This is a genomic window from Neobacillus sp. BP17 (assembly GCF_059579525.1).
Map to the genome: position 1 here is coordinate 157,147 of NZ_CM184198.1, position 26,612 is coordinate 183,758.

A 26,612-nucleotide genomic window follows, 5' to 3' on the forward strand; every position below is an offset into this window, starting at 1 on the left:
TAATTTTCAAACAAAGCAGATGTAGTTTCTCCCCGCATCCGCCCTTAGTTGACTAGTTGGTTTTTAACTGCATACAGGGCGGCCTGTGTCCGGTCCGCCAGTTCAAGCTTTGCTAAAAGGTTCGATACATGAGTTTTAACCGTCTTTTCGGTAATAAATAATGCGGCAGCAATTTCCTTATTGCTTTTTCCTTTCGCGATTTCTTTTAACACATCTACCTCCCGCTTGGTTAATTCCTCTAGTAAATTCTTTTCCTGCTTGCTTTTATTGGACAAATTGGCGAGTAAATGTGAGGTAGCTTTTGGGTGAAGCTGATTTTCCCCGCTGATGATTTTTTTAATCGATGTGACCAGCTCATCAGGCTGAATGTCTTTTAATTGGAACCCGGAAGCACCAGCTTCGAGCGCGGGAATGACCTGATCTTGGTCCGAAAAACTCGTCAGCATCATAATTTTAATTTCGGGCTGCTTTTCTTTTATGATCTTTGTTGCCTGGATTCCGTCCATTTCCGGCATGACGAGGTCCATTAAAATAATATCTGGCTTTAACAACTGGGCCTGTTGAACGGCTTCTTTGCCATTGGCGGCTTCCCCGATAATTTCAAGGCCTTTTTGTGTTCGAAGGAAAAAGACCAGGCCTCTTCTGACGACATGATGGTCGTCAGCTATTAGGATGCGTATACACATGTGAATTCTCCTCTCTAAAAAGGTATGCGGACCTCTATCACTGTCCCGCTACCTGGTCTACTCTTTATGAAAAATTGTCCGTTAAGCGATTCTGTCCGTGTTCTTATGTTTTTTAACCCTAATGAGAGAATTTCAACATTTTCTCCGTAATGGAAGCCGCATCCTTGATCCTTAATGGTCATCACAACGAGGTCCTTAGCGGCATGAAACATCAAGGTCACATCGGTGGTCTGGGAATGCTTCTTACAATTGGCTAACGCCTCCTGACCGATGCGCCACAATGCTTCCTCGACTTTTCCAGGAACGCTCGCTGCTCCTGTAATCTCGGTATCGATGGATAGGCCAAGCATTTCAGCATAACTTCTCAAGGCGCTAACGATGCCATTCTCTAGACCAAGCGGGCGCAGCTGCCAAATCAATGCTCGCATCTCTCCAAGCGCTTCCTGAGCTAAGTCCTTAATATAGACGAATGTATGTTTCACTTCTTCTTGCTCAGTCATTTCCACTCCTGCCCTTGCTGTTAAGCTGAGGGAAAATAACAGTTGATTAACGGAATCATGAAGATCTCTTGCCAGCCGATTGCGTTCCGCAACAAGTGCGGTTTCTTGTTCCCTTTGGGTAAGTTTTATGCGTTTTAGCGCCGTGCCGATTTGATAGGCAACAGCTTCAAGTAATGCAAGTTCATTTTTGTTGAAATGTGTCTTATAAGGCGATCCAACATTTAAGATTCCAAATCGTTCATCTCCAGCTCCTAGCGGAACGGTGGCATGATGGGTCAGTCCGCAAGTTTCACCAGCATGTTCTTCGATCGCTTCCTCAATTCGTTTACATTCCATAATATTCGTAGCTTTAGTTAATTTTTTATTATTGTATTTATTGACGCACCAACACCCGCCCTGGCACATTCGTTCTTTTTGGTTAGCTGCCAAAGCAGGGGGCAGTGATTCGTCGGCTGCGAGGTGATGCGTCCCTTGCTCATCCATTAAAAAAATCCATCCAGTCTGTAGACCAGTTACTTGGAGAAGTCTTTTCAATACGCCGGACAGCACATTGTTTGTATCCGTTCCTTCATTCAATAACTCAGCGATTTCTTTTAAAATCCCAATATCATTATTCTTCTCAGACATTCTATTCTCCTCCACTGTCCGCATTTACTGTAATTATAACTTAATGGATGGAAGGTTGACGTTAAAAACTTGACTTTGAACGTTATGGAGCAGGCTTAGCTTGTAATCAATCGACTCCTCGAGATTATCAACTTTAAAACCATAATGATGGAAACGCACGTTTGGTAAAACCTTGGATTATAAGATTAAATTCATATCGCCAAACTCGTGCCATAAATAACCTTCGACGATGGCATGATTGTATGCTTGCAGCAAATGCTGCTCTGATACAAAGGCGGACAGCATATCAAGGTGGCTCGCTTGGGGTTCATGAAAACCAGTAATGATTCCGTCGGCTATTTTTAAAGGATATTGCTGATCGATATAGAGATTGGTTGCGCCCGATCGGACTCCGCTTTTGGCTGCACTTTCAAGAGCGCGAACCACGGTGGTGCCAACCGCAATGACTCGTTTGCCAGCGGCTTTTGTCTGGCGAATCCGATCCATGGTTTGTTCAGAGATTTGGTACTCTTCGATATTTTCTTCAGGTGACTGCTGATAGGTATCGTCGATTAAATAACTTAGTCCTGTATGCAGTTGGATAAAGTCAAAATGGATGTTCAATTGCTTTAATTTGAAAATTAGCTCCCAGCTGAACGCTCTGCCTGCTGAGGGCATTTCCACAGAACCGGGATGACTGGCAAAAATGGTTTGATAGTAATCAAGATCCCATGGCTTCTCGATATATTCATAACGAATCGGCTCTCCAAGGGTATAAATACTATTAAATAGTTCCGTACCTTGTTTCGTAAATTCAATGATTTTTAATGGAGAATTTCCCTTGTCTGCAATTACGATTGCAGACAATTCTGATGAAAACTCGAGTATGTCACCTGGTTTTACGGGAGCGGCAACGATTAATGCCTCCCATAGTTCTTCCTGGCATCGTCTGGCCAAACGCACTTCAACATGGGGTATGATGGGTTCTGTGCCTCGAATACAATTGGCGTGTAAAACCGCGGGGATAGTTCGACTGTTATTGGCAATAAGCAGGTCGCCGGGCTCGAGATAATCTGCAAGCTGGAAAAAATGATCATGCTTGATGTCTCCTGTTGCCCGGTCGAGAACCATCATCCGGACATGATCCCTTCGCACACCGCGCTTTTCAGGGGGGAGGGACGCATTTAATTCATTAGGCAGGTAAAAATCTAATGCTCTTGTTGCCATCACAATTCCTCCTCTGCTTGAGCCTCAAAGCGCTGGCCATTTATTGCGGCTGCCTTATCTGATGCTAGATAAAGAAAGATTTCGATGACATCTTCTGGCTTAGCTAATGGGTAATTGCAATTTGGGACTGCTAATTGATGCATATCTGTGTCCATTTCACCGGGATCGACCATGTTTACCCGAATATTCGTCTCCTTTAATTCGTCTGCCCAAGTCTGGGTGAGTCCTTCCACGGCGAACTTAGAAATTCCGTATGCACCCCATCCTGCATAACCCGTATGGCCAGCTTCCGATGTAACATTGATGATTGAACCTTCGTTCCGCTCGAGCATCCCTGGAATGACCCTTCTTGTCACAAGAAAGGGCGAAACTGCATTTACTCGCAGTACTTCCGCAAAGTCTTCCTCTGGGTAATCGAGCAGTAGAGGCATTGGACTGGGGCCAAGGATCGAGGCATTATTAATTAAGACATCAATGTGGCCAAATGCCTCCTCAGTCATCGCAATGAATCGTTCTACATCGCGTGATTTGGAAATATCCGCGGTAACTGCGAGAACTTCCGCACCTAATTTTTGAATTTCTTCTTTCACTTTTAAGAGTTTTTCTGATGTTCTTGAGCAGATGGCCAGTTTAGCTCCTTCCTTTGCAAAAGCCAGTGTCAACGCTCTGCCCAGCCCCTTAGACGCGCCAGTAATCATCACAACTTTATTATTCATATCGTCTCTCCCCTTTGTTTCTTGATGTCTTAAGCATAAAGGTTTTTGTAAAATCATCATTCGGAAAAAAGCTTGAAGTTTATCTACAACTTTAGGATGAGGAATTGAAGAAATAGCGAGTGAATAGATGTCATTGACGACCGAGCAAGGTGAAAAAAGAGTCGCCAGGGTAGCCAATAGGAGCATTTGACGACCGAGCAAGGGAAAAAAAGAGTCGCCAGGGTAGCCAATAGGAGCGATTGACGACCGAGCAAGGGGGAGAAAGAGTCCCAGGGTATTCAATCAGTCAATCGTTCCTACCCTTATGAACGAAAAAGAGTTGCCTTGGTAAATCTATTCATAATAAGTCCATTGCCCAAACCCCATCAAAGTATAGTTTTGTTTAAGGATTCGACGTATTTGCTTCTTAGACCCAACCCCACACCACTCAAAAACCAGATTCGTTGTAATTTTGATGCCAGGAAAAAGCAACACTAATTCCTCCACACACCGTAATACAGCAGAATCGATTGTTTCTATGTGCCCGCATTTACTACAGACAATCATCTTCCCTTCATCAGGAATGATCAACAAGTGGCATTTTCCACAAATAACCCCCTTTTTCAGGTGATCAAAGTTATTAGCGGGATAACGGGTAAAAGGATTGTCCGTTTGGTGCAATGAGATTAGTTGATCAGCAAGTATTTTGTGGCGGTTCGTTAGTTTTGAAGGAATCTCGTTTAATTTTTTCATTAGACTGTTTAACTGAGTGGGGTGAATAATTGGCTCTTTTAATGGGGCTTGGTATAAGGTGAAATTGGGGTGTACAAAGGTTACGTCACCTTCAATAGGTGAGTGAAAGCCAAGATCTTTAAGTAATGGACGAAGGAGCAACTTACTTCGTTGGTTTGAATTCTTTGTTAACAATTTAGAGTCACACCCGATAAAAATTGGCAACTTAATTCTTTGCATTTCTTCTGAACCCCAGATAAAGAATAGTTCTAAGAGGTGAAAAGAAGTGACAGTCATTACGACCTTTAAGGAAAAAAAACGGGAAAAACAAATAAAATATGAACGATCAGTCCTTCGGGAATTATCGATCAATACATTAAAAGAACGAGTCCAACAATACTTTGGCTCCACCAAAATTGTTTCCAGCCTCATCATGAATACAGGAATTGAAGAAGCATGTTATGATATCGCACTTGAAGCTTTTTTATTGGGGGCAAAATATAGCAAATTTGGTTATCATGGTGAAACCTTTGATGATGTTCGAAAACGCTGCTACCGAGAAGAAAAACATCTTATTGATACGTTATATAACTTTTTCCTTTATTGGGGGAGCGGTGAAGAAGGCGCCATGAGTGAATCACTTTACTATCTATGTGAGCAGTATATCCATATCTGGTGGAGAGAGGGCTATGAAAAAGGACAAAGACGCCACAAGCTCCGTCTGCACTAAGGTCTGGCATTTCTTCCTGTTCTAATTCCCCCCTTTGTCCCATATAGTTTAGAGAATAGGGACGAGCGGGAAGGAATGATTGGGGTGTCAAAACGAAGACTGAAAATAATTAGTTTTATTGTAGGCTTATTTGTCTTATTTTTCGTTTTACAATATGACTTTGCTGAAGATGACTCATTGAATGCTTGGAATCTTCCGTTGTCAGGAAAAATCATTTTGCTTGACCCGGGCCACGGCGGACCAGATGGCGGCGCAGGAACGGGTCAAACCTTAGAAAAAGACATTGCCTTAGAGATTACCAAAAAAGTTCGGGATTACTTGCAAATGCAAGGTGCCCTTGTCATTATGACCAGAGAAACAGATACCGATTTAGCAGCATCTGATACAAGAGGCTACAGTCGAAGAAAAGTGGAAGATTTAAAAACTAGACTGAAGATGATTAACGACGGTGATAATGACTTTTTTGTCAGTATTCATTTAAATGCCATTCCATCTTCCAGATGGAGCGGAGCTCAAACCTTCTATGCACCACAATATAAAGAAAATGCAGAGGCGGCCAAGTTTATCCAAGACGAGCTGCGGACAAATTTAAAGAACACCACACGTAGAGCGAAACCTATTAATAATGTCTATATCTTAAAAAACGCGAAGAAACCTGGCGTTTTAGTGGAAGTTGGCTTTTTGTCCAACCCTGCAGAAAAGGAAAAGTTAAAAAAGGATTCCTACCAGGAGAAAGTTGCCGTTTCCATCTATCAAGGTATCACTCGATATTATACGAATGAAAAAGAACTCGTCGAGCCAGAGTATTGAAGGTGGAAAAACACCTTCTATTTTTTTGGAAAAAAAGCAGCTAGCAGTAAAAATACCTGTGATTCATTTAACTGTTTCTTAACTTGGATATGATATACTGAGAGATGGAAACGAATTCAAAATGTGAGGTGCTTTTTATGTTAACAGAGGAAAGAATCTATGAGGTTCTAGGCAGCCTGAAGGAACCATTTTTACATAAAACATTAGCTGAATTAAATGCTATTGTGGAAATAAAGATCAAAGAAGAAAAAAACCATGTAAGCGTAAAAGTGGCAATCGCAAAAACTGGTACAGCGGAGCAGCTCCAATTACAAACACAAATTGTTAATTTGTTAAAAGAAGCTGGGGCGGCAACGGTGGGAATCCGCTTTAGCGAACTACCTGAAGAAGTATTAGCAGCAAATCGCCATGCGGAACCAGAAAATAATGAGACAAATTTGCTTCATTCAAATAAAACCACTTTCATTGCCATTGCCAGTGGAAAGGGCGGCGTTGGTAAATCAACGGTGTCGGTGAACCTTGCTGTCGCGCTGGCGCGTCTAGGCAAAAAGGTTGGATTAATTGACGCCGATATTTATGGCTTTAGTGTACCTGATATGATGGGAATTACCCAGAGACCTGTAGTTAGGGGAGAAAAGATCATCCCTGTCGAACGTTTCGGTGTCCAAGTTATCTCCATGGGCTTTTTTGTGGAAGACAATTCACCAATTATTTGGCGTGGACCCATGTTAGGAAAAATGTTAAACAGCTTCTTTAGTGAAGTAGAGTGGGGCGATATCGATTATCTATTATTAGATTTGCCGCCAGGTACTGGGGACGTGGCTTTAGATGTTCATACCATGCTGCCGGCATGTAAAGAAATTATCGTTACTACTCCACATCCAACTGCTGCGTTTGTTGCAGCGCGTGCGGGTGCAATGGCACTGAAAACTGACCATGAAGTTCTTGGTGTCATTGAGAACATGGCCTACTTTGAAAGTAAGCTGACTGGTGAAAAGGAATATGTATTTGGACAAGGCGGGGGAGATAAATTAGCGGAGGAATTGAATACCGAAGTTCTTGGCCGTTTGCCGCTTAACCAGCCCGATTGGAACGACGAAGACTTTGCACCATCAATTTATCAAGAAGACCATCAGACTGGAAAAATTTATTTAGAAATTGCTGAAAAAGTAACTGCCTTACTTAAAAAATAAAAAGATGCAAAAAGAGAAGCCCTTTCCTCCTGGAAAAGGCTTCTCTTCATTAGATAGTATGGGTCAAGATAATAAATTCACCTCAGCTTCCTGTATCGGTCTTACTGCCGCTGTCGGAACTTTGGCTTTTACCAGCGGATTTACTAGCCGCTTCTTCTGCTGCCTTTAAGAGCAATTCTTGTATTTTTGCTTTAAACAAGGGGCTATCTATTGTTTCTGTTATGACTTTTTGTAGATGTGCTCGGTACTCTTTGCTTTTTAATGCATCTGCCATCTCTTTTTGGATTTCCGGCTCTTTAAAAACCTCAATCATCATTCCTCTATATTCGGGGTCATTCATTAATTCCTTCAGTAATTTTTTGTTTTCAGACTTCAAGTTTTTTGAAACGCTTTGTGCGAATTTAGGATCACTAAACGTTTTTTTCCAATAATCTTTTGCCTTATCCGATGTGAGAGTTTGCTGGATCGTATCAGAGACAACTTTTTGATCCATTACCAGCTTTTCCTTCATGCCATCACTGGACATTACTTCTTGGAGTGCTTTTTTCCCATCATCCGTTTTAAGAATATCAACAACCATCTTTTTCGTTTGTTCGTAATCAACTTGTCCTCCGCCGCTGGATTCATTGGCTGAACAGCTTGTCAAGAACACCAAGATGGGCAGGAGGCACAATATGCTTTTTGCTTTCATTAATAAGCCCCTTTCACATAAAAATCCTTAAGTTTAGCATGTTGTAACTTGTGAAAGATTATTCGTACAGAATCATAAATTATGGATTTTTCAAATTTGACTTGGTACAATCATAATGTTGATTATTTTTGTATTCTGGAGGTTTATAGTGTGACAAGCCGTAATTGGGTAAAATTATTTTTAAACACATTATTAGTGGGCGGTATCACAACGGCTATTGTGGGCTTTATTGTTCGCTGGAATGAGTTTGAGCCCTATTTTACTGAATTTAAACTCATTGATATTTTGTCGACCTTGATTTGGTTAATTGTCATGGGCTTTTTGTTTAGTGTTATTAGCCAAATGGGCTTTTTTGCATATTTAACGGTTCACCGTTTCGGTTTAGGGATCTTTAAATCTGTTTCCTTGTGGAATGCTGTACAAATTGTTCTTATTCTATTTGGTTTATTTGATTTAGTTTATTTGCGGTACGACAATTTTGCTGACCCAGGTGATTCTGTTCTCCCATACTTTGGTCCCGCTATCATCCTGTTAATAGTTGCGTTAGCGGCAGCATGGTATAAAGTAAAACAGACCAATCGGGATGCGTTTATTCCTGCCGTATTTTTTATGATTGTGGTTACTTTAGTTGAGTGGGTACCAGTCCTTCGCGTAAATGAACATAGCTGGCTTTACCTCATGATGTTTGCATTAATGGCGTGTAATGCTTATCAACTTTTGATTTTGCATAAATTAAACATTCAATCACAGCAGGAAAGACAAAAGAGGGCAAACCAAGCCCAAAGTAACAAACCCGTAACTAAGAAAAAGACAAAAAAACCGTCCATTTAAAAAGTTGGACGGTTTTTTTGTGTTTATCTTATTTCTTTTGAACTGGCCTCACCGTTAGCTATTAATTCTGATACGGAAACAAGTTTAAATCCTTTTTGGCGAATTTCCTTTAAAATCAATGGCAATGCTTTGGCTGTTTGCTTTGCTGAATCGGAAGCGTGAAGCAAAACGATATCGCCTTTGTCTGCTTTACCAACGTTCTTGACAATGGCTGGAATCCCTGGATTATTCCAGTCCTTTGAATCGACACTCCAATGGACTACTGTATATCCATATCTTTTGGCAATTTTTAAAGTCCGCTCATCGAAATGACCGGTTGGAGCTCGGAGCAACTTAATATCCTTCACATTTAGTTTTCTGAAGGCTTCTTGTGCTTTTGAGATATCTTGGCCGATTTTTACATCTTCCAAGTCCCGATAGTCTTTGTATTCGTAGCCAAGAATACCGATTTCATAACCATCCTTTATGATTCGATTAACAATGTCTGGGTGTCGCTCGGCCCACGAACCAGCTAAGAAGAAAGTAGCTGCTTTTACATTTTCCCTCTTTAAGGTATCTAAAATAGGCTCTGCCTTTTCATCACCCCAACCGATATTAAAAGTAAGAGCAAGACCCTTTTCCCCTCTATAAATTGCTTTCGGACCATCCTTTGTTGAAAAGACAGGAATTTGTGTAAGGTTCTCTATGTAGAGAAACCATGCCGTAAAAAACGCTGCAATTAAAATAAGTGAAATGTTCTTCAAAGACTTCCCGTTAACTACAAAAAATTTCATCGTCCCCACCTCGTCCAATACTGTCCTTGTCTCAACCTATGCGGACTTTTTTTAAAATATGAATAGAAAATCTTATAATAAAATCTCAAAAATTGGAAAAGACTACAATTACTAGATATTACGCTGGAGGTTATTCAATGTTTGGACTTCTAATAAATGATAAGGAAGTAAAAGAAATGGAATACCTTATTAAAAGAGAAATGGATGAAATTCTTTTTGATTTAAGAGATGATCGTATAGATCACATAGTAAAGAGAGCGATGGAAGAAAGATATAAAGTATTATTTACCCTTTTTCGAAGAGTAGCTTCACCACATGATTGTCTAAAGTATATGAGGAGAGGAAAGAAGGATAGGAAAAAGGGATAAAAAAAGATTCTTTTTTTATGCAAGAACCGTTGACAATAAATAAGTATCTTGGTATATTAATAAACGTCGCTGCTGACATAAATAAAACTTCAAAAAAGTTGTTGACATTATGTTTTGCAGGTGATATATTAATAAAGTCGCTTTTGAGCGATACAACAAATTGCTCTTTGAAAACTAAACAAACAAAATCGTGCAAACAAACAATAACTTTTAGTTTCAGAAATGAAACTAAGCCAACGTAACAAATGAGCTAATCAACTTTCTTGGAGAGTTTGATCCTGGCTCAGGACGAACGCTGGCGGCGTGCCTAATACATGCAAGTCGAGCGAGACTCTTCGGAGTCTAGCGGCGGACGGGTGAGTAACACGTGGGCAACCTGCCTGTAAGACTGGGATAACACCGGGAAACCGGTGCTAATACCGGATAATCCTTTTCCTCTCATGAGGGAAAGTTGAAAGACGGTTTCGGCTGTCACTTACAGATGGGCCCGCGGCGCATTAGCTAGTTGGTGAGGTAACGGCTCACCAAGGCGACGATGCGTAGCCGACCTGAGAGGGTGATCGGCCACACTGGGACTGAGACACGGCCCAGACTCCTACGGGAGGCAGCAGTAGGGAATCTTCCACAATGGACGAAAGTCTGATGGAGCAACGCCGCGTGAGCGATGAAGGCCTTCGGGTCGTAAAGCTCTGTTGTTAGGGAAGAACAAGTACCGGAGTAACTGCCGGTACCTTGACGGTACCTAACCAGAAAGCCACGGCTAACTACGTGCCAGCAGCCGCGGTAATACGTAGGTGGCAAGCGTTGTCCGGAATTATTGGGCGTAAAGCGCGCGCAGGCGGTCCTTTAAGTCTGATGTGAAAGCCCACGGCTCAACCGTGGAGGGTCATTGGAAACTGGGGGACTTGAGTGCAGAAGAGGAAAGCGGAATTCCACGTGTAGCGGTGAAATGCGTAGAGATGTGGAGGAACACCAGTGGCGAAGGCGGCTTTCTGGTCTGTAACTGACGCTGAGGCGCGAAAGCGTGGGGAGCAAACAGGATTAGATACCCTGGTAGTCCACGCCGTAAACGATGAGTGCTAAGTGTTAGAGGGTTTCCGCCCTTTAGTGCTGCAGCTAACGCATTAAGCACTCCGCCTGGGGAGTACGGCCGCAAGGCTGAAACTCAAAGGAATTGACGGGGGCCCGCACAAGCGGTGGAGCATGTGGTTTAATTCGAAGCAACGCGAAGAACCTTACCAGGTCTTGACATCCTCTGACACTCCTAGAGATAGGATTTTCCCCTTCGGGGGACAGAGTGACAGGTGGTGCATGGTTGTCGTCAGCTCGTGTCGTGAGATGTTGGGTTAAGTCCCGCAACGAGCGCAACCCTTGATCTTAGTTGCCAGCATTTAGTTGGGCACTCTAAGGTGACTGCCGGTGACAAACCGGAGGAAGGTGGGGATGACGTCAAATCATCATGCCCCTTATGACCTGGGCTACACACGTGCTACAATGGATGGTACAAAGGGCTGCAAGACCGCGAGGTTTAGCCAATCCCATAAAACCATTCTCAGTTCGGATTGCAGGCTGCAACTCGCCTGCATGAAGCCGGAATCGCTAGTAATCGCGGATCAGCATGCCGCGGTGAATACGTTCCCGGGCCTTGTACACACCGCCCGTCACACCACGAGAGTTTGTAACACCCGAAGTCGGTGGGGTAACCGTAAGGAGCCAGCCGCCTAAGGTGGGACAGATGATTGGGGTGAAGTCGTAACAAGGTAGCCGTATCGGAAGGTGCGGCTGGATCACCTCCTTTCTAAGGATAAAGCTGGACTTGTGAGCCAGACAAAACAGTTTGTGCATTGATTCTTGTTTGTTTAGTTTTGAGAGTGCAATTCTCTCAAACTAATTCGTTCTTTGAAAACTAGATAATCGTAATGAAGAAGCAAAGTAAACATCGAGTAATCGCCATTTTAGTTTTCTCTCTTAATTAAGTTAAGAGAATAACCTTTTAGGTTAAGTTAGAAAGGGCGCACGGTGAATGCCTTGGCACTAGGAGCCGATGAAGGACGGGACTAACACCGATATGCTTCGGGGAGCTGTAAGTAAGCTTTGATCCGGAGATTTCCGAATGGGGGAACCCACTGTTCGTAATGGAACAGTATCTTTACCTGAATACATAGGGTATGGAAGGCATACCCGGGGAACTGAAACATCTAAGTACCCGGAGGAAGAGAAAGCAAACGCGATTCCCTGAGTAGCGGCGAGCGAAACGGGACATAGCCCAAACCAAGAGGCTTGCCTCTTGGGGTTGTAGGACACTCAACATGGAGTTACAAAGGAACGGGGTAGATGAAGCGACCTGGAAAGGTCCGTCAGAGAAGGTAAAAACCCTGTAGTCGAAACTTCGTTCCCTCCTGAGTGGATCCTGAGTACGGCCGGACACGTGAAATCCGGTCGGAAGCAGGGAGGACCATCTCCCAAGGCTAAATACTCCCTAGTGACCGATAGTGAACCAGTACCGTGAGGGAAAGGTGAAAAGCACCCCGGAAGGGGAGTGAAATAGTTCCTGAAACCGTGTGCCTACAAGTAGTCAGAGCCCGTTCATGGGTGATGGCGTGCCTTTTGTAGAATGAACCGGCGAGTTACGATCCCATGCAAGGTTAAGTTGAAGAGACGGAGCCGCAGCGAAAGCGAGTCTGAATAGGGCGAATTGAGTATGTGGTCGTAGACCCGAAACCAGGTGATCTACCCATGTCCAGGGTGAAGTCCAGGTAACACTGGATGGAGGCCCGAACCCACGCACGTTGAAAAGTGCGGGGATGAGGTGTGGGTAGCGGAGAAATTCCAATCGAACTTGGAGATAGCTGGTTCTCTCCGAAATAGCTTTAGGGCTAGCCTCACGTAGTAAGAGTCTTGGAGGTAGAGCACTGTTTGGACTAGGGGCCCTCATCGGGTTACCGAATTCAGACAAACTCCGAATGCCAAAGACTTATCCGTGGGAGTCAGACTGCGAGTGATAAGATCCGTAGTCAAAAGGGAAACAGCCCAGACCACCAGCTAAGGTCCCAAAGTATACGTTAAGTGGAAAAGGATGTGGAGTTGCTTAGACAACCAGGATGTTGGCTTAGAAGCAGCCACCATTTAAAGAGTGCGTAATAGCTCACTGGTCGAGTGACTCTGCGCCGAAAATGTACCGGGGCTAAACGTATCACCGAAGCTGTGGATTGACATCTACGATGTCAGTGGTAGGAGAGCGTTCTAAGGGCGTTGAAGCTAGACCGTAAGGACTGGTGGAGCGCTTAGAAGTGAGAATGCCGGTATGAGTAGCGAAAGATGAGTGAGAATCTCATCCACCGAATGCCTAAGGTTTCCTGAGGAAGGCTCGTCCGCTCAGGGTTAGTCGGGACCTAAGCCGAGGCCGAAAGGCGTAGGCGATGGATAACAGGTTGATATTCCTGTACCACCTCTTTATCGTTTGAGCAATGGGGGGACGCAGGAGGATAGGGTAAGCGCGCTGTTGGATATGCGCGTCTAAGCAGTTAGGCTGAGAGGTAGGCAAATCCGCCTCTCACATAAGGCTGAGCTGTGACAGCGAGGGAAATTTAGTACCGAAGTTCCTGATTCCACACTGCCAAGAAAAGCCTCTAGCGAGATAAAAGGTGCCCGTACCGCAAACCGACACAGGTAGGCGAGGAGAGAATCCTAAGGTGAGCGAGAGAACTCTCGTTAAGGAACTCGGCAAAATGACCCCGTAACTTCGGGAGAAGGGGTGCTTTTTGAGGTGAATAGCCTCGAAGAGCCGCAGTGAATAGGCCCAGGCGACTGTTTAGCAAAAACACAGGTCTCTGCGAAGCCGCAAGGCGAAGTATAGGGGCTGACGCCTGCCCGGTGCTGGAAGGTTAAGAGGAGGGGTTAGCGCAAGCGAAGCTCTGAATCGAAGCCCCAGTAAACGGCGGCCGTAACTATAACGGTCCTAAGGTAGCGAAATTCCTTGTCGGGTAAGTTCCGACCCGCACGAAAGGCGTAACGATCTGGGCACTGTCTCAACGAGAGACTCGGTGAAATTATAGTACCTGTGAAGATGCAGGTTACCCGCGACAGGACGGAAAGACCCCGTGGAGCTTTACTGTAGCCTGATATTGAATTTTGGTACAGCTTGTACAGGATAGGTAGGAGCCTGAGAAGCCGGAGCGCTAGCTTCGGTGGAGGCGTCGGTGGGATACTACCCTGGCTGTATTGAAATTCTAACCCGCACCCCTGATCGGGGTGGGAGACAGTGTCAGGTGGGCAGTTTGACTGGGGCGGTCGCCTCCTAAAAAGTAACGGAGGCGCCCAAAGGTTCCCTCAGAATGGTTGGAAATCATTCGCAGAGTGTAAAGGCACAAGGGAGCTTGACTGCGAGACCTACAAGTCGAGCAGGGACGAAAGTCGGGCTTAGTGATCCGGTGGTTCCGCATGGAAGGGCCATCGCTCAACGGATAAAAGCTACCCCGGGGATAACAGGCTTATCTCCCCCAAGAGTCCACATCGACGGGGAGGTTTGGCACCTCGATGTCGGCTCATCGCATCCTGGGGCTGTAGTCGGTCCCAAGGGTTGGGCTGTTCGCCCATTAAAGCGGTACGCGAGCTGGGTTCAGAACGTCGTGAGACAGTTCGGTCCCTATCCGTCGTGGGCGCAGGAAATTTGAGAGGAGCTGTCCTTAGTACGAGAGGACCGGGATGGACGCACCGCTGGTGTACCAGTTGTTCTGCCAAGAGCATCGCTGGGTAGCTATGTGCGGACGGGATAAGTGCTGAAAGCATCTAAGCATGAAGCCCCCCTCAAGATGAGATTTCCCATAGCGCAAGCTAGTAAGAACCCTGAAAGATGATCAGGTTGATAGGTCAGAGGTGGAAGCGTGGTAACATGTGGAGCTGACTGATACTAATCGTTCGAGGACTTAACCATATTTTAAGGTGAACTCAAGTTTACAAACTTCTTCTGTATTATCTAGTTTTGAGGGAATGAAAAAAATTAATTTTCCTCTTGAAAAAAATAAAAAAGACATTATAATAAAATAGTGTCGAATATATGGTCTGGCAATTATGGCGAGAAGGTCACACCCGTTCCCATACCGAACACGGAAGTTAAGCTTCTCAGCGCCGATGGTAGTTGGGACACGCGTCCCTGTGAGAGTAGGACATTGCCAGGCTGTAATATTATTGTTCCGCAGTAGCTCAGTGGTAGAGCTATCGGCTGTTAACCGATCGGTCGTAGGTTCGAGTCCTACCTGCGGAGCCATTTTTATGTAAACTAAGTTTAGCTGTGCTTCCATAGCTCAGTAGGTAGAGCACTTCCATGGTAAGGAAGAGGTCAGCGGTTCGAGCCCGCTTGGAAGCTTACCTATTTTAATAATAGTATGGCCCCTTGGTCAAGCGGTTAAGACACCTCCCTTTCACGGAGGTAACACGGGTTCGAGTCCCGTAGGGGTCACCATAACTTTTTCACGCTAGTGAAAATAACTTTCATTTATTTGGAGGATTAGCTCAGCTGGGAGAGCATCTGCCTTACAAGCAGAGGGTCGGCGGTTCGATCCCGTCATCCTCCACCATAATTTTATTATGTAAACCTATGCCGGGGTAGCTCAATTGGTAGAGCAACTGACTTGTAATCAGTAGGTTGGGGGTTCAAGTCCTCTCGCCGGCACCATTTTTTTAAATTTAATATGGAGGGGTAGCGAAGTGGCTAAACGCGGCGGACTGTAAATCCGCTCCCTCCGGGTTCGGCGGTTCGAATCCGTCCCCCTCCACCATTATATTTTTAAAAAAGTTGGTCATACTAGATATTATCACATCATTATTGGGCTATAGCCAAGCGGTAAGGCATCGCACTTTGACTGCGACATGCGTTGGTTCAAATCCAGCTAGCCCAGCCAGAGAGCCATTAGCTCAGTTGGTAGAGCATCTGACTTTTAATCAGAGGGTCGAAGGTTCGAGTCCTTCATGGCTCATATAGGAAAAGCAAAAAACTTTGGATAAAATTCCAAAGTTTTTTTTGCTTTTCTTACGTATATTCATACATTATTTTGTCGAGTTGAGTCATCGGTATGAAAGCGGTTAAAATAGAATTATATTGGGGTAGGAGGAATTATTATGAACAAGCTTTCGATTATTGGAATGCCGATGGATTTAGGACAAATGAGACGTGGGGTGGACATGGGGCCAAGTGCGATCCGTTATGCGGGGGTAGTTGAACGCCTAAAGCCACTATTTGATGAAATACATGATTTAGGGGATATTCCAATTGGAAGACCTGAAGTAGTAGTTGATAAAGAATCCAATTTACGAAATTTAGATTTAGTTGCGGAAAAAAGTGCTTTACTTGCTGAAAAAGTAGATACTGCTGTGGAGTCTGGTGCATTTCCACTCGTTCTTGGCGGTGATCATAGTATCGCAATTGGTACTTTAGCAGGTGTATCTAAACATTATAAAAACCTTGGAGTAATTTGGTATGATGCCCATGGTGATTTAAATACAGCTGAAACAAGTCCCACAGGTAATATCCACGGAATGCCTCTAGCCGTCAGTATCGGGTTAGGTCACAGCAAGTTAACCGATATAGGCGGATATGGTCCAAAAGTAAAACCAGAGAATGTAGTCATTATTGGTGCAAGGGCGCTGGATGATGGAGAAAAAGAATTAATTAAAGAAATAGGTATCAAGGTTTATACTATGCATGAAATAGACCGAATGGGGATGGCTGCAGTAATGGAGGAAACAATTGCCTACCTTAAGGATAAAACAGATGGTGTTCATTTATCACTTGATCTCGATGGTTTAGATCCAAATGATGCGCCAGGAGTTGGTACACCAGTTATTGGTGGAATCAGTTACCGTGAAAGTCATCTTGCCATGGAGATGTTAGAAGAGGCAAAAATTATTACCTCCGCAGAATTTGTTGAAGTAAACCCTATTTTAGATGAAAAAAATAAAACAGCTAAAGTTGCTGTTGAGTTGATGGGTTCATTATTCGGGGAAAAATTATTATAAATAAAAACAGCTTAGTCGAGTTAACAAACAAAAGTAAAATAAGCGGAGTTTTTCCGGTTAAAAGCAGAATGGAGCTCATTTCGTGGTAAATAAGCGGAGTTTTTCCGGTTAAGCAAAGAAAAATTCCCCACTTTTGCATTTTTTGAGTAAATAGACGGAATTTCTCCGGCTATTTACTCATTTTTTTATACTCATTTCAAATTAGGCGGAATTTTTCCGTCTATTTCTCACCTCGCCCGCTTTACCTAATCCCCCCAACCGAAAAGTGCACCCCGTCATCTAATAAGAAAGCACCCAAAATCAGACAGCTGCACATCATCTGTGCTGCTGTTTTTTTATTTTTAGCTTATTATTAAACCTTTTAGGATATTTTTGTTAATATTAAAGGTGTTGTAAATTTTTTCGTTTTTAAACGAAACTTTTCTGTTATCGATACGTATTATCGGTTAGCAGCAATGGAGCTGAGGTAACTTAATGGATGCAATAGTAAAAAAGAGAATAAAGCAAGTAATCAAGGGAGACCAGGATGCCTTTGGTGAAATTGTTGAATTATATAAAAACAGTATTTATCAACTTTGTTTTCGCATGCTTGGTAATCGCCATGAAGCAGAGGATATTGCACAGGAAGCTTTTATCCGTGCCTTTGTTAATATCAAATCCTTTAATCAAGATTTGAAATTTTCAACCTGGCTGTTCCGGATTGCTACCAATCTGTGTATTGACCGAATGCGTAAAAAGAAACCCGATCATTATCTAGATGCTGAAGTTGCAGGGACAGACGGCTTAACCATGTACTCACAGATCCCTTCCAACACACCGCTGCCTGAGACGGAGTTAGAAAGTTTAGAACTGCAAGAAACCGTCCAAAATGAGATCTTAAAACTGCCTGACAAATATCGGTCAGCCATTGTTTTGAAATATATGGAAGAGCTCTCCTTAAATGAAATTAGTGAAATTCTTGAATTACCCCTGGGGACGGTTAAAACAAGAATTCACCGGGGACGAGAAGCACTTAGACAACAATTAAGATATGTATGATGAGAGGTGAAACTGTCAATGTGTCCAGAGCAAATCATCGAGCTAATGCATGAATACTTAGATGAGGAAATTACACCCGAACATGAACGAACCCTAAGAGAACACCTCCAAAGTTGTAAAGATTGTGAAGCAGTATTTAATGAATTAAAAAAGACGATTGCTTTTGTAAAAAGCGTCTCATATATGCAAGCGCCTGATAATTTTACCGCTAATGTATTGGCACGTTTACCAAAAGAGAAGAGAAAGATTGGAATGCAGCGCTGGATAAAAAACCATCCCATGCTTGCAGCTGCCTCATTATTTCTCGTATTAATGATGGGCAGTCTCTTTTCGACATGGAATGAAGATCGCGAATTTTCGGTTACAAAGCAAAAAAATTTAGTGGTTCAAAATAATACGGTCATCGTTCCTAAAGGTGAAACAGTCAAAGGCGATGTCATCGTCCGGAATGGCAAATTGAAAATTGAAGGCGAAGTCCAAGGGGATGTAACCGTCATAAATGGTGAAAAGTATTTGGCTTCGGCAGGACATGTAACGGGGCAAATTGATGAAGTTAATGAAGTGTTTGATTGGATTTGGTACCATATTAAAAAGACTACACATGATGTTGTTCAAATTTTTGAGAACCAACCAGAAACTAAATAAAAAACAAATCACTCTGTCTGAGTGATTTGTTTTTTTAGGAAGATACATATAATAGGTACAAGTGGTATTTATGATATAATAAATAGATTGTATTTTATATGTGATAAAGAAAATTACGGAGGAAGAACAATGCCGTTTGCTGATTTCGAAATATGGAAGTATTTAGCTAGTATTGTTGATATTGTCCTCGTATGGTATGTCATTTACAAGTTGATCAATGTGATTAGAGGAACGAAGGCCGTCCAATTACTAAAGGGCATTCTCGTTATTCTTTTAGGCAGAGTTGTCAGCGAGTTTCTAGGCTTCCAAACGTTAAGCTGGATGATGGAACAGGCGATAACATACGGGTTTCTTGCGATTATTATCATTTTTCAACCTGAACTCAGGAGAGCCCTTGAGCAATTAGGCAGGGGGAAGTTCTTCTCGAGAAGCAGTACTTTGGATGATGAAGGTCCGGAAAAGGCAGTTGAAGCGATTGTCAAGGCAACCGATTATATGGCAAAGCGCCGTATTGGAGCGTTAATCTCTATTGAAAGAGAAACAGGAATGGGCGATTACATAGAAACTGGTATCCAGTTAAATTCAAATATTTCCTCAGAATTGCTCATTAATATCTTTATCCCGAATACACCGCTTCATGATGGTGCGGTTATTATTCAGAAAAATAATGTCGCTGCAGCCGCCTGCTATCTTCCTTTATCCGAAAGCCCATTTATATCGAAGGAGCTTGGGACGAGGCACCGTGCAGCATTAGGTATCAGCGAAGTCACAGATAGTTTAACTGTCGTTGTATCGGAAGAGACCGGTAATATTTCGCTTACAAAGAATGGGGAACTTCACCGTTCAATCAATCTTGATGAATTAAAGGAATTACTTACGAGTGAATTGCTAATTAACATCAAACCGAAACAAGCTTCTTCAGCTCGTTGGAACTGGAGGGGAAAAAATAATGGATAAATGGATGGATAATCCCTGGTTTATAAAAATCCTAGCTTTGCTATTAGCTGTTCTTCTCTATTCCTCTGTCCCACATACAGGGAAAAAGATAACAGACGTCAATGTTCCAGGAGAACAATCCACGGCCACGATCACTAATATTCCTGTTAATGTTTATTATGATACTGAAAATTTAGTCGTGTCTGGGATTCCAAGCAATGTTGAAATCACCTTAAAGGGTCCACTGACGCACATCCAGACGGCAAAGGCCTTAAAAAACTTTGAAGTGTATGTAGATTTAACAAAGGCCAAAGTTGGAAAACAGAAGGTGAAAGTAAAGGTTAGAAATCTATCAGATAAATTGACGGCAACGGTGAAACCAAGTAGTGTGACTGTTTCTGTCCAAGAGAAGATTACCAAGGAATTTAAGGTAGAGGCAGAATTTAATAAGAATCAAATTGATGAGGGGTATTCAGCAGGTATCCCTGTGGTTGAACCTAATAAGGTAAAGATTACAGGCGCAAAAAATATCGTTGATCGGATTAGCTATGTTAAGGCAACTCTAGAAACAAGAAATAAACTAAAAGATACGATTACTGATGAAGCTGACATCCAGGTACTTGATAAAGATCTAAATAAGTTAAATGTTCAAGTGGAACCTAATACGGTTAAAATTACAATTCCAGTGAAAAGCAACACAAAGACTGTGCCAATCAATATTGTTAGAAATGGAACCGCCCCAGAGGGAGTGACAATTGAGTCGATTGAAATCGATAAAAAAGAAGCAACCGTCTACGGGAGTGAAAGTGTTCTAAATAATACTGAAAGAGTCCGCGTGGAAGTAGATCTTAGCAAAATTACCGATAATACCACATTGACATTGCCTGTCATCATTTCAAATGGAATTACCAAGGTGACACCGCAATTGGTAAAAGCAACGGTTGTAGTCAAAAAGGAAGAAGAAAAAACCCTTTCGGATGTACCTGTAACCATTAAAGGATTATCCGATGAATATGAGGCTACCATTAATGATCCTGAAAATCAGTTGATTGATATACTAGTTAACGGCCCCGCTTCAAAAGTTACTCGCGTTAAGGCTGAAGACTTTAATGTCTTTATCGATGTGTCTAACCTTGAAGAAGGGGATCATGAAGTAGACATTCATGTTGACGGTCCTTCTGCAGTAGAATGGAAACCAGCTAAATCATCAGCGAAAATTACGATCCATAAAATTAATGCATAAAATCCAGCAATACACATGTTGAAGGAGAGATTTTTAAAATGGGAAAATATTTCGGTACCGATGGGGTACGTGGAGTAGCAAATAGTGAATTAACACCGGAACTTGCTTTTAAATTAGGACGATTTGGCGGATATGTTTTAACAAAGGACAAGGATCGTCCTAAAGTCCTCATCGGACGTGATACTCGTATATCTGGGCATATGTTAGAAGGAGCACTGGTAGCGGGGTTACTATCTATTGGAGCGGAAGTTATGCGTTTGGGGGTTATTTCTACTCCAGGTGTTTCATATTTAACAAAAGCCTTAGGTGCACAAGCAGGTGTTATGATTTCTGCTTCCCATAATCCAGTCGCCGATAATGGAATTAAATTTTTTGGTCCGGATGGCTTTAAACTTTCTGATGAGCAGGAGTTAGAAATTGAAAAACTTATTGATATGCCAGAGGATCAGCTGCCTCGACCAGTCGGTTCAGAACTTGGGCAAGTCATGGATTATTTCGAAGGCGGTCAAAAATACCTGCAATACTTGAAAAATAGTGTCGATGAAGATTTTTCTGGGATCCATATTGCTTTAGATTGTGCGCATGGGGCGACATCTTCGTTAGCCGCACATTTATTTGCTGATTTGGATGCAGATCTCTCCACCATGGGAGCTTCTCCGAATGGGTTAAATATCAATGCGGGTGTCGGTTCCACACACCCTGAAGCATTAGCCGCTTTAGTGAAAGAAAAAGGTGCAGATGTGGGTCTTTCTTTTGACGGTGATGGTGACCGTTTAATTGCCATTGATGAAAATGGATCAATCGTGGATGGCGACCAAATCATGTATATTTGTGGTAAATATCTAAAAGAACAAGGTCGACTAAAACATGGAACCATTGTTTCAACTGTTATGAGCAATCTCGGCTTCTATAAAGCACTAGAAGCTCATGGAATCCATAGTGTACCGACAGCTGTGGGTGACCGTTATGTTGTCGAAGAAATGAAGAAAAATGGATTTAATCTTGGCGGAGAACAATCCGGCCATATTATCTTCCTAGATTATAACACCACTGGGGATGGCTTATTATCTGGATTGCAGTTAGTTAACATTATGAAGGTTACGGGGAAGAAGTTATCTGAACTGGCTGGTGAAATGAAGAAATTCCCTCAGAAGCTTGTCAATGTGAGAGTAACCGACAAACACCATGTAACCGATAATGCACAAGTAAAAGCGGTTATTGAGCAGGTTGAAGCTGAAATGGCCGGAGACGGTAGAATTCTCGTGCGGCCATCTGGAACAGAACCACTTGTCCGTGTTATGGCAGAAGCACCAACAGAGGAATTATGTGAATCCTATGTAAACCGAATTGTAGCAGTAGTCAAGGAAGAAATGGAATTAAAAGAAGAATAGAACCCATATAATATGCATAAGGGAACGGTCTCCTTCCTTTATGCATATTTTATTATGTATGAATGATGACGAATTCCTGTTTTTGGTTGACGGGGACACGTAATCATAGTAGTATTAATTTGCTTTGTTTCTTAAAGCAAAATACTGCATAATTTCAACGAAAGGTGGGGAGTGAGAATATAAGAGTTACTATTAAAAAAAAAGCGCCTGGACTAACCTAATGTGGTGGGTTAGTTGACGAGGAGGAGGAGTATCGAATGTTCGGCGGATACCTCCCGGTTGAAGACGCACAACCGAAAAATTTCTTCTTTAAAACACAGAGGCAACTTTGTGCACAAAGAGAAGAAAATGCGCATACTAACAGTAATGCTAAAAGGGTATAGACAGATACCTTAAAAACAGAGATAAGGGGGCAAGCATTAGCCTCCAAAGCATTCTTGCCCCCTATATCAGGGAGGAACTAGAAAATGTGTGGAATCGTAGGATATATCGGAAATAATGATACAAAAGAAATTTTATTAAAAGGCTTAGAAAAGCTTGAGTATAGAGGTTATGATTCAGCAGGCATAGCAGTTATGAACAAAAATGGAGTTCATGTTTTTAAGGAAAAAGGTCGTATAGCTGATTTACGTCAAATCGTTGATGAAAATATTGCGGCAAATGTGGGAATTGGTCATACCCGTTGGGCAACACATGGTGTGCCGAGTAAGGTAAATTCTCATCCACATCAAAGTGCTTCAGGTCGGTTTACCTTAGTTCATAACGGGGTAATTGAGAACTATGACCTTTTAAAGCGTGAATATTTAGCAGATGTCTCGTTCACGAGCGAAACAGATACAGAAGTTATTGTTCAGCTGATTGAATTATTTGTCAGCCAAGGGTCAGAGGTTTTAGAGTCATTCCGTAAAACCCTAGAGCTGTTACACGGTTCATATGCGCTTGCGTTATTAGATGCAGAAGACGCCGAAACCATTTATGTGGCAAAAAACAAAAGTCCCCTTCTTGTCGGATTAGGAAAAGACTTTAATGTGATTGCCAGCGACGCAATGGCAATGATTCAAGTTACGAATCAATACCTGGAATTAATGGACAAAGAAGTTGTCCTTGTTTCGAAGGATGAAGTGACCATTCAAAATCTTAACGGTGAAATTATCAGCCGAAAGCCATATACAGCGGAACTGGATGCAAGTGACATCGAAAAGGGTACGTACCCGCACTATATGTTAAAAGAGATTGATGAGCAGCCGCTTGTGATGCGTAAGATTATCCAAACGTACCAAAATACTCAGGGTGAATTAACCATTGATGATGAGATCATTGCGGCCGTGAATAAATCAGACCGGATTTATATTGTAGCAGCAGGAACCTCTTACCATGCAGGACTTGTCGGTAAGCAGTTCATTGAAAACATTGCTAAAATTCCTGTCGAAGTGCATATTGCTAGTGAATTTGTTTACAATATGCCGCTTCTTACAGAAAAGCCTTTGTTTATTTTCATTTCACAAAGTGGAGAAACGGCCGACAGCCGTGCAGTGCTTGTTAAAGTAAAAGAATTAGGTTACCCAACTTTAACAATTACAAATGTCCCAGGCTCAACACTTTCTCGTGAAGCGGATTATACACTTTTGCTTCATGCAGGTCCTGAAATTGCCGTTGCTTCTTCGAAAGCATACACTGCACAACTTGCTGTACTTGCCATTTTGGCTGAGGTAACAGCTAAGAGCCAAAACATCGACGTTGAGATGGATTTAGTCCATGAACTAGGAATTATCGCAAATGCAATGGAAGTGCTATGTGACTCTAAAGAGTTGATTGAGCATATTTCAAGAGAATTCTTATCAGTAACAAGGAATGCTTTCTTCATCGGCCGCGGTGTTGACTATTATGTAGGTTTAGAAGGTGCCTTGAAGCTGAAGGAAATTTCGTATATCCAAGCTGAGGGCTTTGCAGGTGGAGAATTAAAGCACGGAACGATTGCCTTAATCGAAGAGGGCACACCAGTAATCGCTCTTGCCACCCAAGAAAGTGTAAACTTAAGCATCCGTGGAAATGTGAAAGAGGTTGCTGCACGTGGAGCAAGCACTTGTATCATTTCAATGAAGGGATTAAATATGGACGAAGATAGCTTCGTCATCCCAGAAGTCCATGAATTATTAACACCACTTATCTCTGTTATACCAATGCAGTTAATTGCTTACTACGCCGCTCTGCACCGTGATTGTGACGTGGATAAACCGCGTAACCTTGCGAAATCAGTAACGGTAGAGTAATAAGTCTGTCCTAAGAAACTGTTGAATGAAAAATCTATTCTAGTAAGACTCAATCCGAAATGGATTGAGTCTTTTATTTTGCAATAAGGATTCCTTGAAGAACAAGGACTTACCATGCATGTTTTATGGGTTTCCAAGCGGCATAACTATTTGTCCTTTGAGAAAAACTAACTTTGTCACTTATATAATGACAAAGTTAGTTTTCCTCTTTATTGAATGCAGTCGGTTTGTCCTTTACCATGAATAAGGTAACATCATAATGAAGGGATGAGGGCATATGGCTCAATCTAATATAAAAGTAGCTGTTCAGAAGTTCGGTAACTTCTTAAGCTCGATGGTTATGCCGAATATATCGGCATTCATAGCTTGGGGTTTAATTACTGCACTATTTATTCCTACAGGGTTTTTCCCAAATGAAAACCTTTCCAGATTAGTAGGACCAATGGTTACCTACTTGCTTCCGCTATTAATTGGTTATACAGGCGGGAAACTTGTACACGATCAACGCGGGGGTGTCGTTGGGGCGATTGTGACAATGGGTGTCATTGTGGGCGCAGATATCCCAATGTTCCTTGGTGCTATGATCATGGGGCCGCTCGGCGGTTATGTCATTAAGAAATTCGATCAGCTGATTGAGGGTAAAGTCAAAGCTGGTTTTGAAATGCTAGTAAATAATTTCTCAGCAGGGATATTGGGCGGATTCTTAGCTATCTTAGCCTTTTTAGCTGTTGGTCCGGCTGTTACCACGTTTACCGGCTGGCTTGTTACGGGTGTAGATTGGCTGTTAGCAACAGGACTTTTGCCATTGACAAGTATCATTATCGAACCGGCAAAAGTATTGTTTTTAAATAATGCGATCAATCATGGTGTACTTTCACCAATCGGTTTGGAACAGGCAAAAACAACAGGAAAATCCATACTGTTTCTGCTTGAAGCAAACCCTGGTCCGGGGATTGGTGTTCTCTTGGCCTATTGTATCTTTGGAAAAGGGAATGCAAAAAGGTCAGCACCAGGCGCTGCCATCATTCAGTTTTTTGGCGGGATTCATGAAATTTACTTCCCATACATTTTAATGCGTCCGATGTTGTTCTTTGCCGTCATCTTGGGTGGAATGAGCGGTGTATTTACCTTAAGGCTGTTAGGCGGGGGATTATCAGCTCCGGCATCGCCAGGTAGTATTCTTGCCATTATGGCCGTTACTCCGCCGCATGCAAGTACTTATTTAGCAAACATTGCTGGAGTCCTCGTAGCTGGAGTCGTATCCTTTGTTTTTTCATCATTTATTTTAAAGACAGGTAAGCAGCAAGATGCGGATCTTGAAGAAGCAGCAAGAAAAATGCAAGAAATGAAAGGCAAGAAGAGCTCCGTTGCCAATGCTTTTGCTGTTAATGACGGAGAACTTCCTGAAAATGTAAGCAGAATTATCTTCGCTTGTGATGCTGGAATGGGATCAAGTGCAATGGGGGCTTCACTTCTTCGGAAAAAGGTTAAGGAAGCTGATATGAATATTTCAGTGACTAATATGGCGATTAGTAACCTGCCTTCTGATGCCCAAATTGTTATAACGCAGGAGGAACTGACACCTAGAGCTCAGAAACAAGTACCACATGCTTATCATATTTCAGTTGATAATTTCTTATCAAGCCCAGAATATGATAAATTAATTAATCGTTTAAAAAATCCTGAAACAGCTGAGCTGCAGGAAATCGTCGAGGACGCTGAAGCCGTTGTTCCAAGTGGTGACCCACATACAGATGATGCTTTGCTGCGTGAAGAAAATATCTTTCTCAATCAGGAATTTGCGTCAAAGGAAGAGGCGATTCGTTTTGCGGGTCGGGCACTAGTTAAGGCGGGATATGTGAAGGAAAGCTATATTGATGCCATGATTGCCCGTGACGAAATGACTTCTACGTATATGGGTAATGATGTTGCGATTCCACACGGTACCGAAGAAGCGAAAAAAGATGTTCTAAATTCTGGGTTTACGGTATTACAGGTACCAAATGGTGTGGATTTTGATGGGCAAAAGGTAAGACTGATTTTCGGCATTGCCGGGAAAGATGGTACACACCTTGAAATTTTATCTGGAATTGCTGTTACTTGTTCAGATATGGCCAATATAGAAAGACTGGTTGAGGCCAAGTCAGCAACAGAAATCATGGATATTTTAAATGATAAATAATAAATAGTTCTCAATTAACGAATAGAAAAGCAGCATATTGCCGCTTTTCTA

Annotated in this window: 20 protein-coding genes, 8 tRNA genes and 3 rRNA genes; 24 read left to right on the forward strand and 7 right to left on the reverse strand. The window is 42.5% G+C overall.

The features are described 5' to 3' along the window. Positions 1–44 precede the first annotated feature (44 nt). The 5 genes from AC4QJR_RS00865 to AC4QJR_RS00885 form a co-directional block, all read right to left on the reverse strand. Positions 45–686: a response regulator gene (locus AC4QJR_RS00865; RefSeq protein WP_496524982.1), complete on the reverse strand. Its 642-nt coding sequence runs from the start codon at positions 684–686 to the stop codon at positions 45–47. Positions 687–700: 14 nt separating this feature from the next. After that, positions 701–1,813 (reverse strand): GAF domain-containing sensor histidine kinase, encoded by a 1,113-nt coding sequence (locus AC4QJR_RS00870; protein WP_496524983.1) that lies wholly within the window; start codon positions 1,811–1,813, stop codon positions 701–703. 177 nt (positions 1,814–1,990) lie between these two features. Further along, entirely contained in the window at positions 1,991–3,019 is a 1,029-nt protein-coding gene (locus AC4QJR_RS00875) for an S-adenosylmethionine:tRNA ribosyltransferase-isomerase (protein WP_496524984.1), read from the reverse strand. After that, the gene (locus tag AC4QJR_RS00880) at positions 3,019–3,735 is read right to left on the reverse strand and encodes an SDR family NAD(P)-dependent oxidoreductase (RefSeq protein WP_496524985.1); all 717 of its coding nucleotides are present in this window, start codon (positions 3,733–3,735) and stop codon (positions 3,019–3,021) included. The genes AC4QJR_RS00875 and AC4QJR_RS00880 overlap by 1 nt, the downstream gene beginning before the upstream one ends. 333 nt (positions 3,736–4,068) lie before the next feature. Then, on the reverse strand, positions 4,069–4,686 hold the full coding sequence (locus AC4QJR_RS00885; RefSeq protein WP_496524986.1) for a hypothetical protein: 618 nt from the start codon (positions 4,684–4,686) through the stop codon (positions 4,069–4,071). 46 nt (positions 4,687–4,732) lie between these two features. Here AC4QJR_RS00885 and AC4QJR_RS00890 point away from each other — a divergent pair, with 46 nt between their 5' ends. The 3 genes from AC4QJR_RS00890 (at position 4,733) to salA (ending at position 7,179) form a co-directional block, all read left to right on the forward strand. Continuing rightward, positions 4,733–5,176: a YbaK family protein gene (locus AC4QJR_RS00890; protein ID WP_496524987.1), complete on the forward strand. Its 444-nt coding sequence runs from the start codon at positions 4,733–4,735 to the stop codon at positions 5,174–5,176. A gap of 84 nt (positions 5,177–5,260) precedes the next feature. After that, on the forward strand, positions 5,261–5,986 hold the full coding sequence (gene cwlD / locus AC4QJR_RS00895) for an N-acetylmuramoyl-L-alanine amidase CwlD (protein ID WP_496524988.1): 726 nt from the start codon (positions 5,261–5,263) through the stop codon (positions 5,984–5,986). A 137-nt stretch (positions 5,987–6,123) separates the two neighbouring features. Next, positions 6,124–7,179 carry an iron-sulfur carrier protein/transcriptional regulator SalA gene (gene salA, locus AC4QJR_RS00900; RefSeq protein ID WP_098573599.1) on the forward strand — a complete coding sequence of 352 codons (1,056 nt, stop codon included), beginning with the start codon at positions 6,124–6,126 and terminating at the stop codon, positions 7,177–7,179. Between the two features lie 82 nt (positions 7,180–7,261). Here salA and gerD read toward each other — a convergent pair whose 3' ends face one another. Beyond that, complete coding sequence (gene gerD / locus AC4QJR_RS00905) at positions 7,262–7,870, reverse strand: spore germination lipoprotein GerD (RefSeq protein ID WP_496524989.1); 609 nt, start codon at positions 7,868–7,870, stop codon at positions 7,262–7,264. A gap of 150 nt (positions 7,871–8,020) precedes the next feature. On the opposite strand from gerD, the gene AC4QJR_RS00910 reads away from it, so the two are divergent. Continuing rightward, complete coding sequence (locus AC4QJR_RS00910) at positions 8,021–8,701, forward strand: KinB-signaling pathway activation protein (RefSeq protein ID WP_375377161.1); 681 nt, start codon at positions 8,021–8,023, stop codon at positions 8,699–8,701. A 23-nt stretch (positions 8,702–8,724) separates the two neighbouring features. Here the strand turns inward: AC4QJR_RS00910 and pdaB are convergent, their stop codons facing one another. Then, positions 8,725–9,474, reverse strand: coding sequence for a polysaccharide deacetylase family sporulation protein PdaB (pdaB, locus tag AC4QJR_RS00915; protein WP_098573590.1), 750 nt, complete (start codon positions 9,472–9,474; stop codon positions 8,725–8,727). Between the two features lie 137 nt (positions 9,475–9,611). Here pdaB and AC4QJR_RS00920 point away from each other — a divergent pair, with 137 nt between their 5' ends. The 20 genes from AC4QJR_RS00920 (at position 9,612) to AC4QJR_RS01015 (ending at position 26,561) form a co-directional block, all read left to right on the forward strand. Continuing rightward, positions 9,612–9,842, forward strand: a complete 231-nt coding sequence (locus tag AC4QJR_RS00920) for a hypothetical protein (protein WP_026565703.1) — start codon at positions 9,612–9,614, stop codon at positions 9,840–9,842. A gap of 260 nt (positions 9,843–10,102) precedes the next feature. Continuing rightward, a 16S ribosomal RNA gene (locus tag AC4QJR_RS00925) occupies positions 10,103–11,640 on the forward strand. A 198-nt stretch (positions 11,641–11,838) separates the two neighbouring features. Further along, positions 11,839–14,775, forward strand: a 23S ribosomal RNA gene (locus tag AC4QJR_RS00930). A 127-nt stretch (positions 14,776–14,902) separates the two neighbouring features. Next, positions 14,903–15,019, forward strand: a 5S ribosomal RNA gene (rrf, locus tag AC4QJR_RS00935). Together the 16S, 23S and 5S rRNA genes with 8 tRNA genes alongside form the textbook arrangement of a ribosomal RNA operon. 14 nt (positions 15,020–15,033) lie before the next feature. Further along, positions 15,034–15,108, forward strand: a tRNA-Asn gene (locus AC4QJR_RS00940). Positions 15,109–15,134: 26 nt separating this feature from the next. After that, positions 15,135–15,207: transfer RNA gene (locus tag AC4QJR_RS00945), tRNA-Thr, on the forward strand. A 21-nt stretch (positions 15,208–15,228) separates the two neighbouring features. After that, positions 15,229–15,303 (forward strand) — tRNA-Glu (locus AC4QJR_RS00950). A gap of 39 nt (positions 15,304–15,342) precedes the next feature. Beyond that, positions 15,343–15,418, forward strand: a tRNA-Val gene (locus AC4QJR_RS00955). A gap of 22 nt (positions 15,419–15,440) precedes the next feature. Continuing rightward, positions 15,441–15,516 (forward strand) — tRNA-Thr (locus tag AC4QJR_RS00960). A gap of 18 nt (positions 15,517–15,534) precedes the next feature. Further along, positions 15,535–15,619, forward strand: a tRNA-Tyr gene (locus AC4QJR_RS00965). Between the two features lie 48 nt (positions 15,620–15,667). Next, positions 15,668–15,742, forward strand: a tRNA-Gln gene (locus AC4QJR_RS00970). 2 nt (positions 15,743–15,744) lie between these two features. After that, a tRNA-Lys gene (locus AC4QJR_RS00975) sits at positions 15,745–15,817 on the forward strand. A gap of 142 nt (positions 15,818–15,959) precedes the next feature. Then, positions 15,960–16,856: an arginase gene (gene rocF / locus AC4QJR_RS00980; RefSeq protein ID WP_496524990.1), complete on the forward strand. Its 897-nt coding sequence runs from the start codon at positions 15,960–15,962 to the stop codon at positions 16,854–16,856. Between the two features lie 474 nt (positions 16,857–17,330). After that, positions 17,331–17,894, forward strand: a complete 564-nt coding sequence (gene sigW, locus AC4QJR_RS00985; protein WP_098576654.1) for an RNA polymerase sigma factor SigW — start codon at positions 17,331–17,333, stop codon at positions 17,892–17,894. 18 nt (positions 17,895–17,912) lie between these two features. Next, complete coding sequence (locus tag AC4QJR_RS00990; RefSeq protein ID WP_098576655.1) at positions 17,913–18,539, forward strand: anti-sigma factor family protein; 627 nt, start codon at positions 17,913–17,915, stop codon at positions 18,537–18,539. A gap of 129 nt (positions 18,540–18,668) precedes the next feature. Next, a complete protein-coding gene (cdaA, locus tag AC4QJR_RS00995; protein WP_375377321.1) occupies positions 18,669–19,496 on the forward strand; it encodes a diadenylate cyclase CdaA in 828 nt (275 codons plus the stop codon). After that, positions 19,489–20,718, forward strand: coding sequence for a CdaR family protein (locus AC4QJR_RS01000; RefSeq protein WP_251462774.1), 1,230 nt, complete (start codon positions 19,489–19,491; stop codon positions 20,716–20,718). Before cdaA ends, AC4QJR_RS01000 begins: the two co-directional genes overlap by 8 nt. A gap of 38 nt (positions 20,719–20,756) precedes the next feature. Next, a complete protein-coding gene (glmM, locus tag AC4QJR_RS01005; RefSeq protein WP_496524991.1) occupies positions 20,757–22,109 on the forward strand; it encodes a phosphoglucosamine mutase in 1,353 nt (450 codons plus the stop codon). A gap of 467 nt (positions 22,110–22,576) precedes the next feature. Next, positions 22,577–24,379: a glutamine--fructose-6-phosphate transaminase (isomerizing) gene (glmS, locus tag AC4QJR_RS01010; protein ID WP_098576659.1), complete on the forward strand. Its 1,803-nt coding sequence runs from the start codon at positions 22,577–22,579 to the stop codon at positions 24,377–24,379. A gap of 277 nt (positions 24,380–24,656) precedes the next feature. After that, positions 24,657–26,561 carry a PTS mannitol transporter subunit IICBA gene (locus AC4QJR_RS01015; protein WP_496524992.1) on the forward strand — a complete coding sequence of 635 codons (1,905 nt, stop codon included), beginning with the start codon at positions 24,657–24,659 and terminating at the stop codon, positions 26,559–26,561. Positions 26,562–26,612 lie beyond the last annotated feature (51 nt).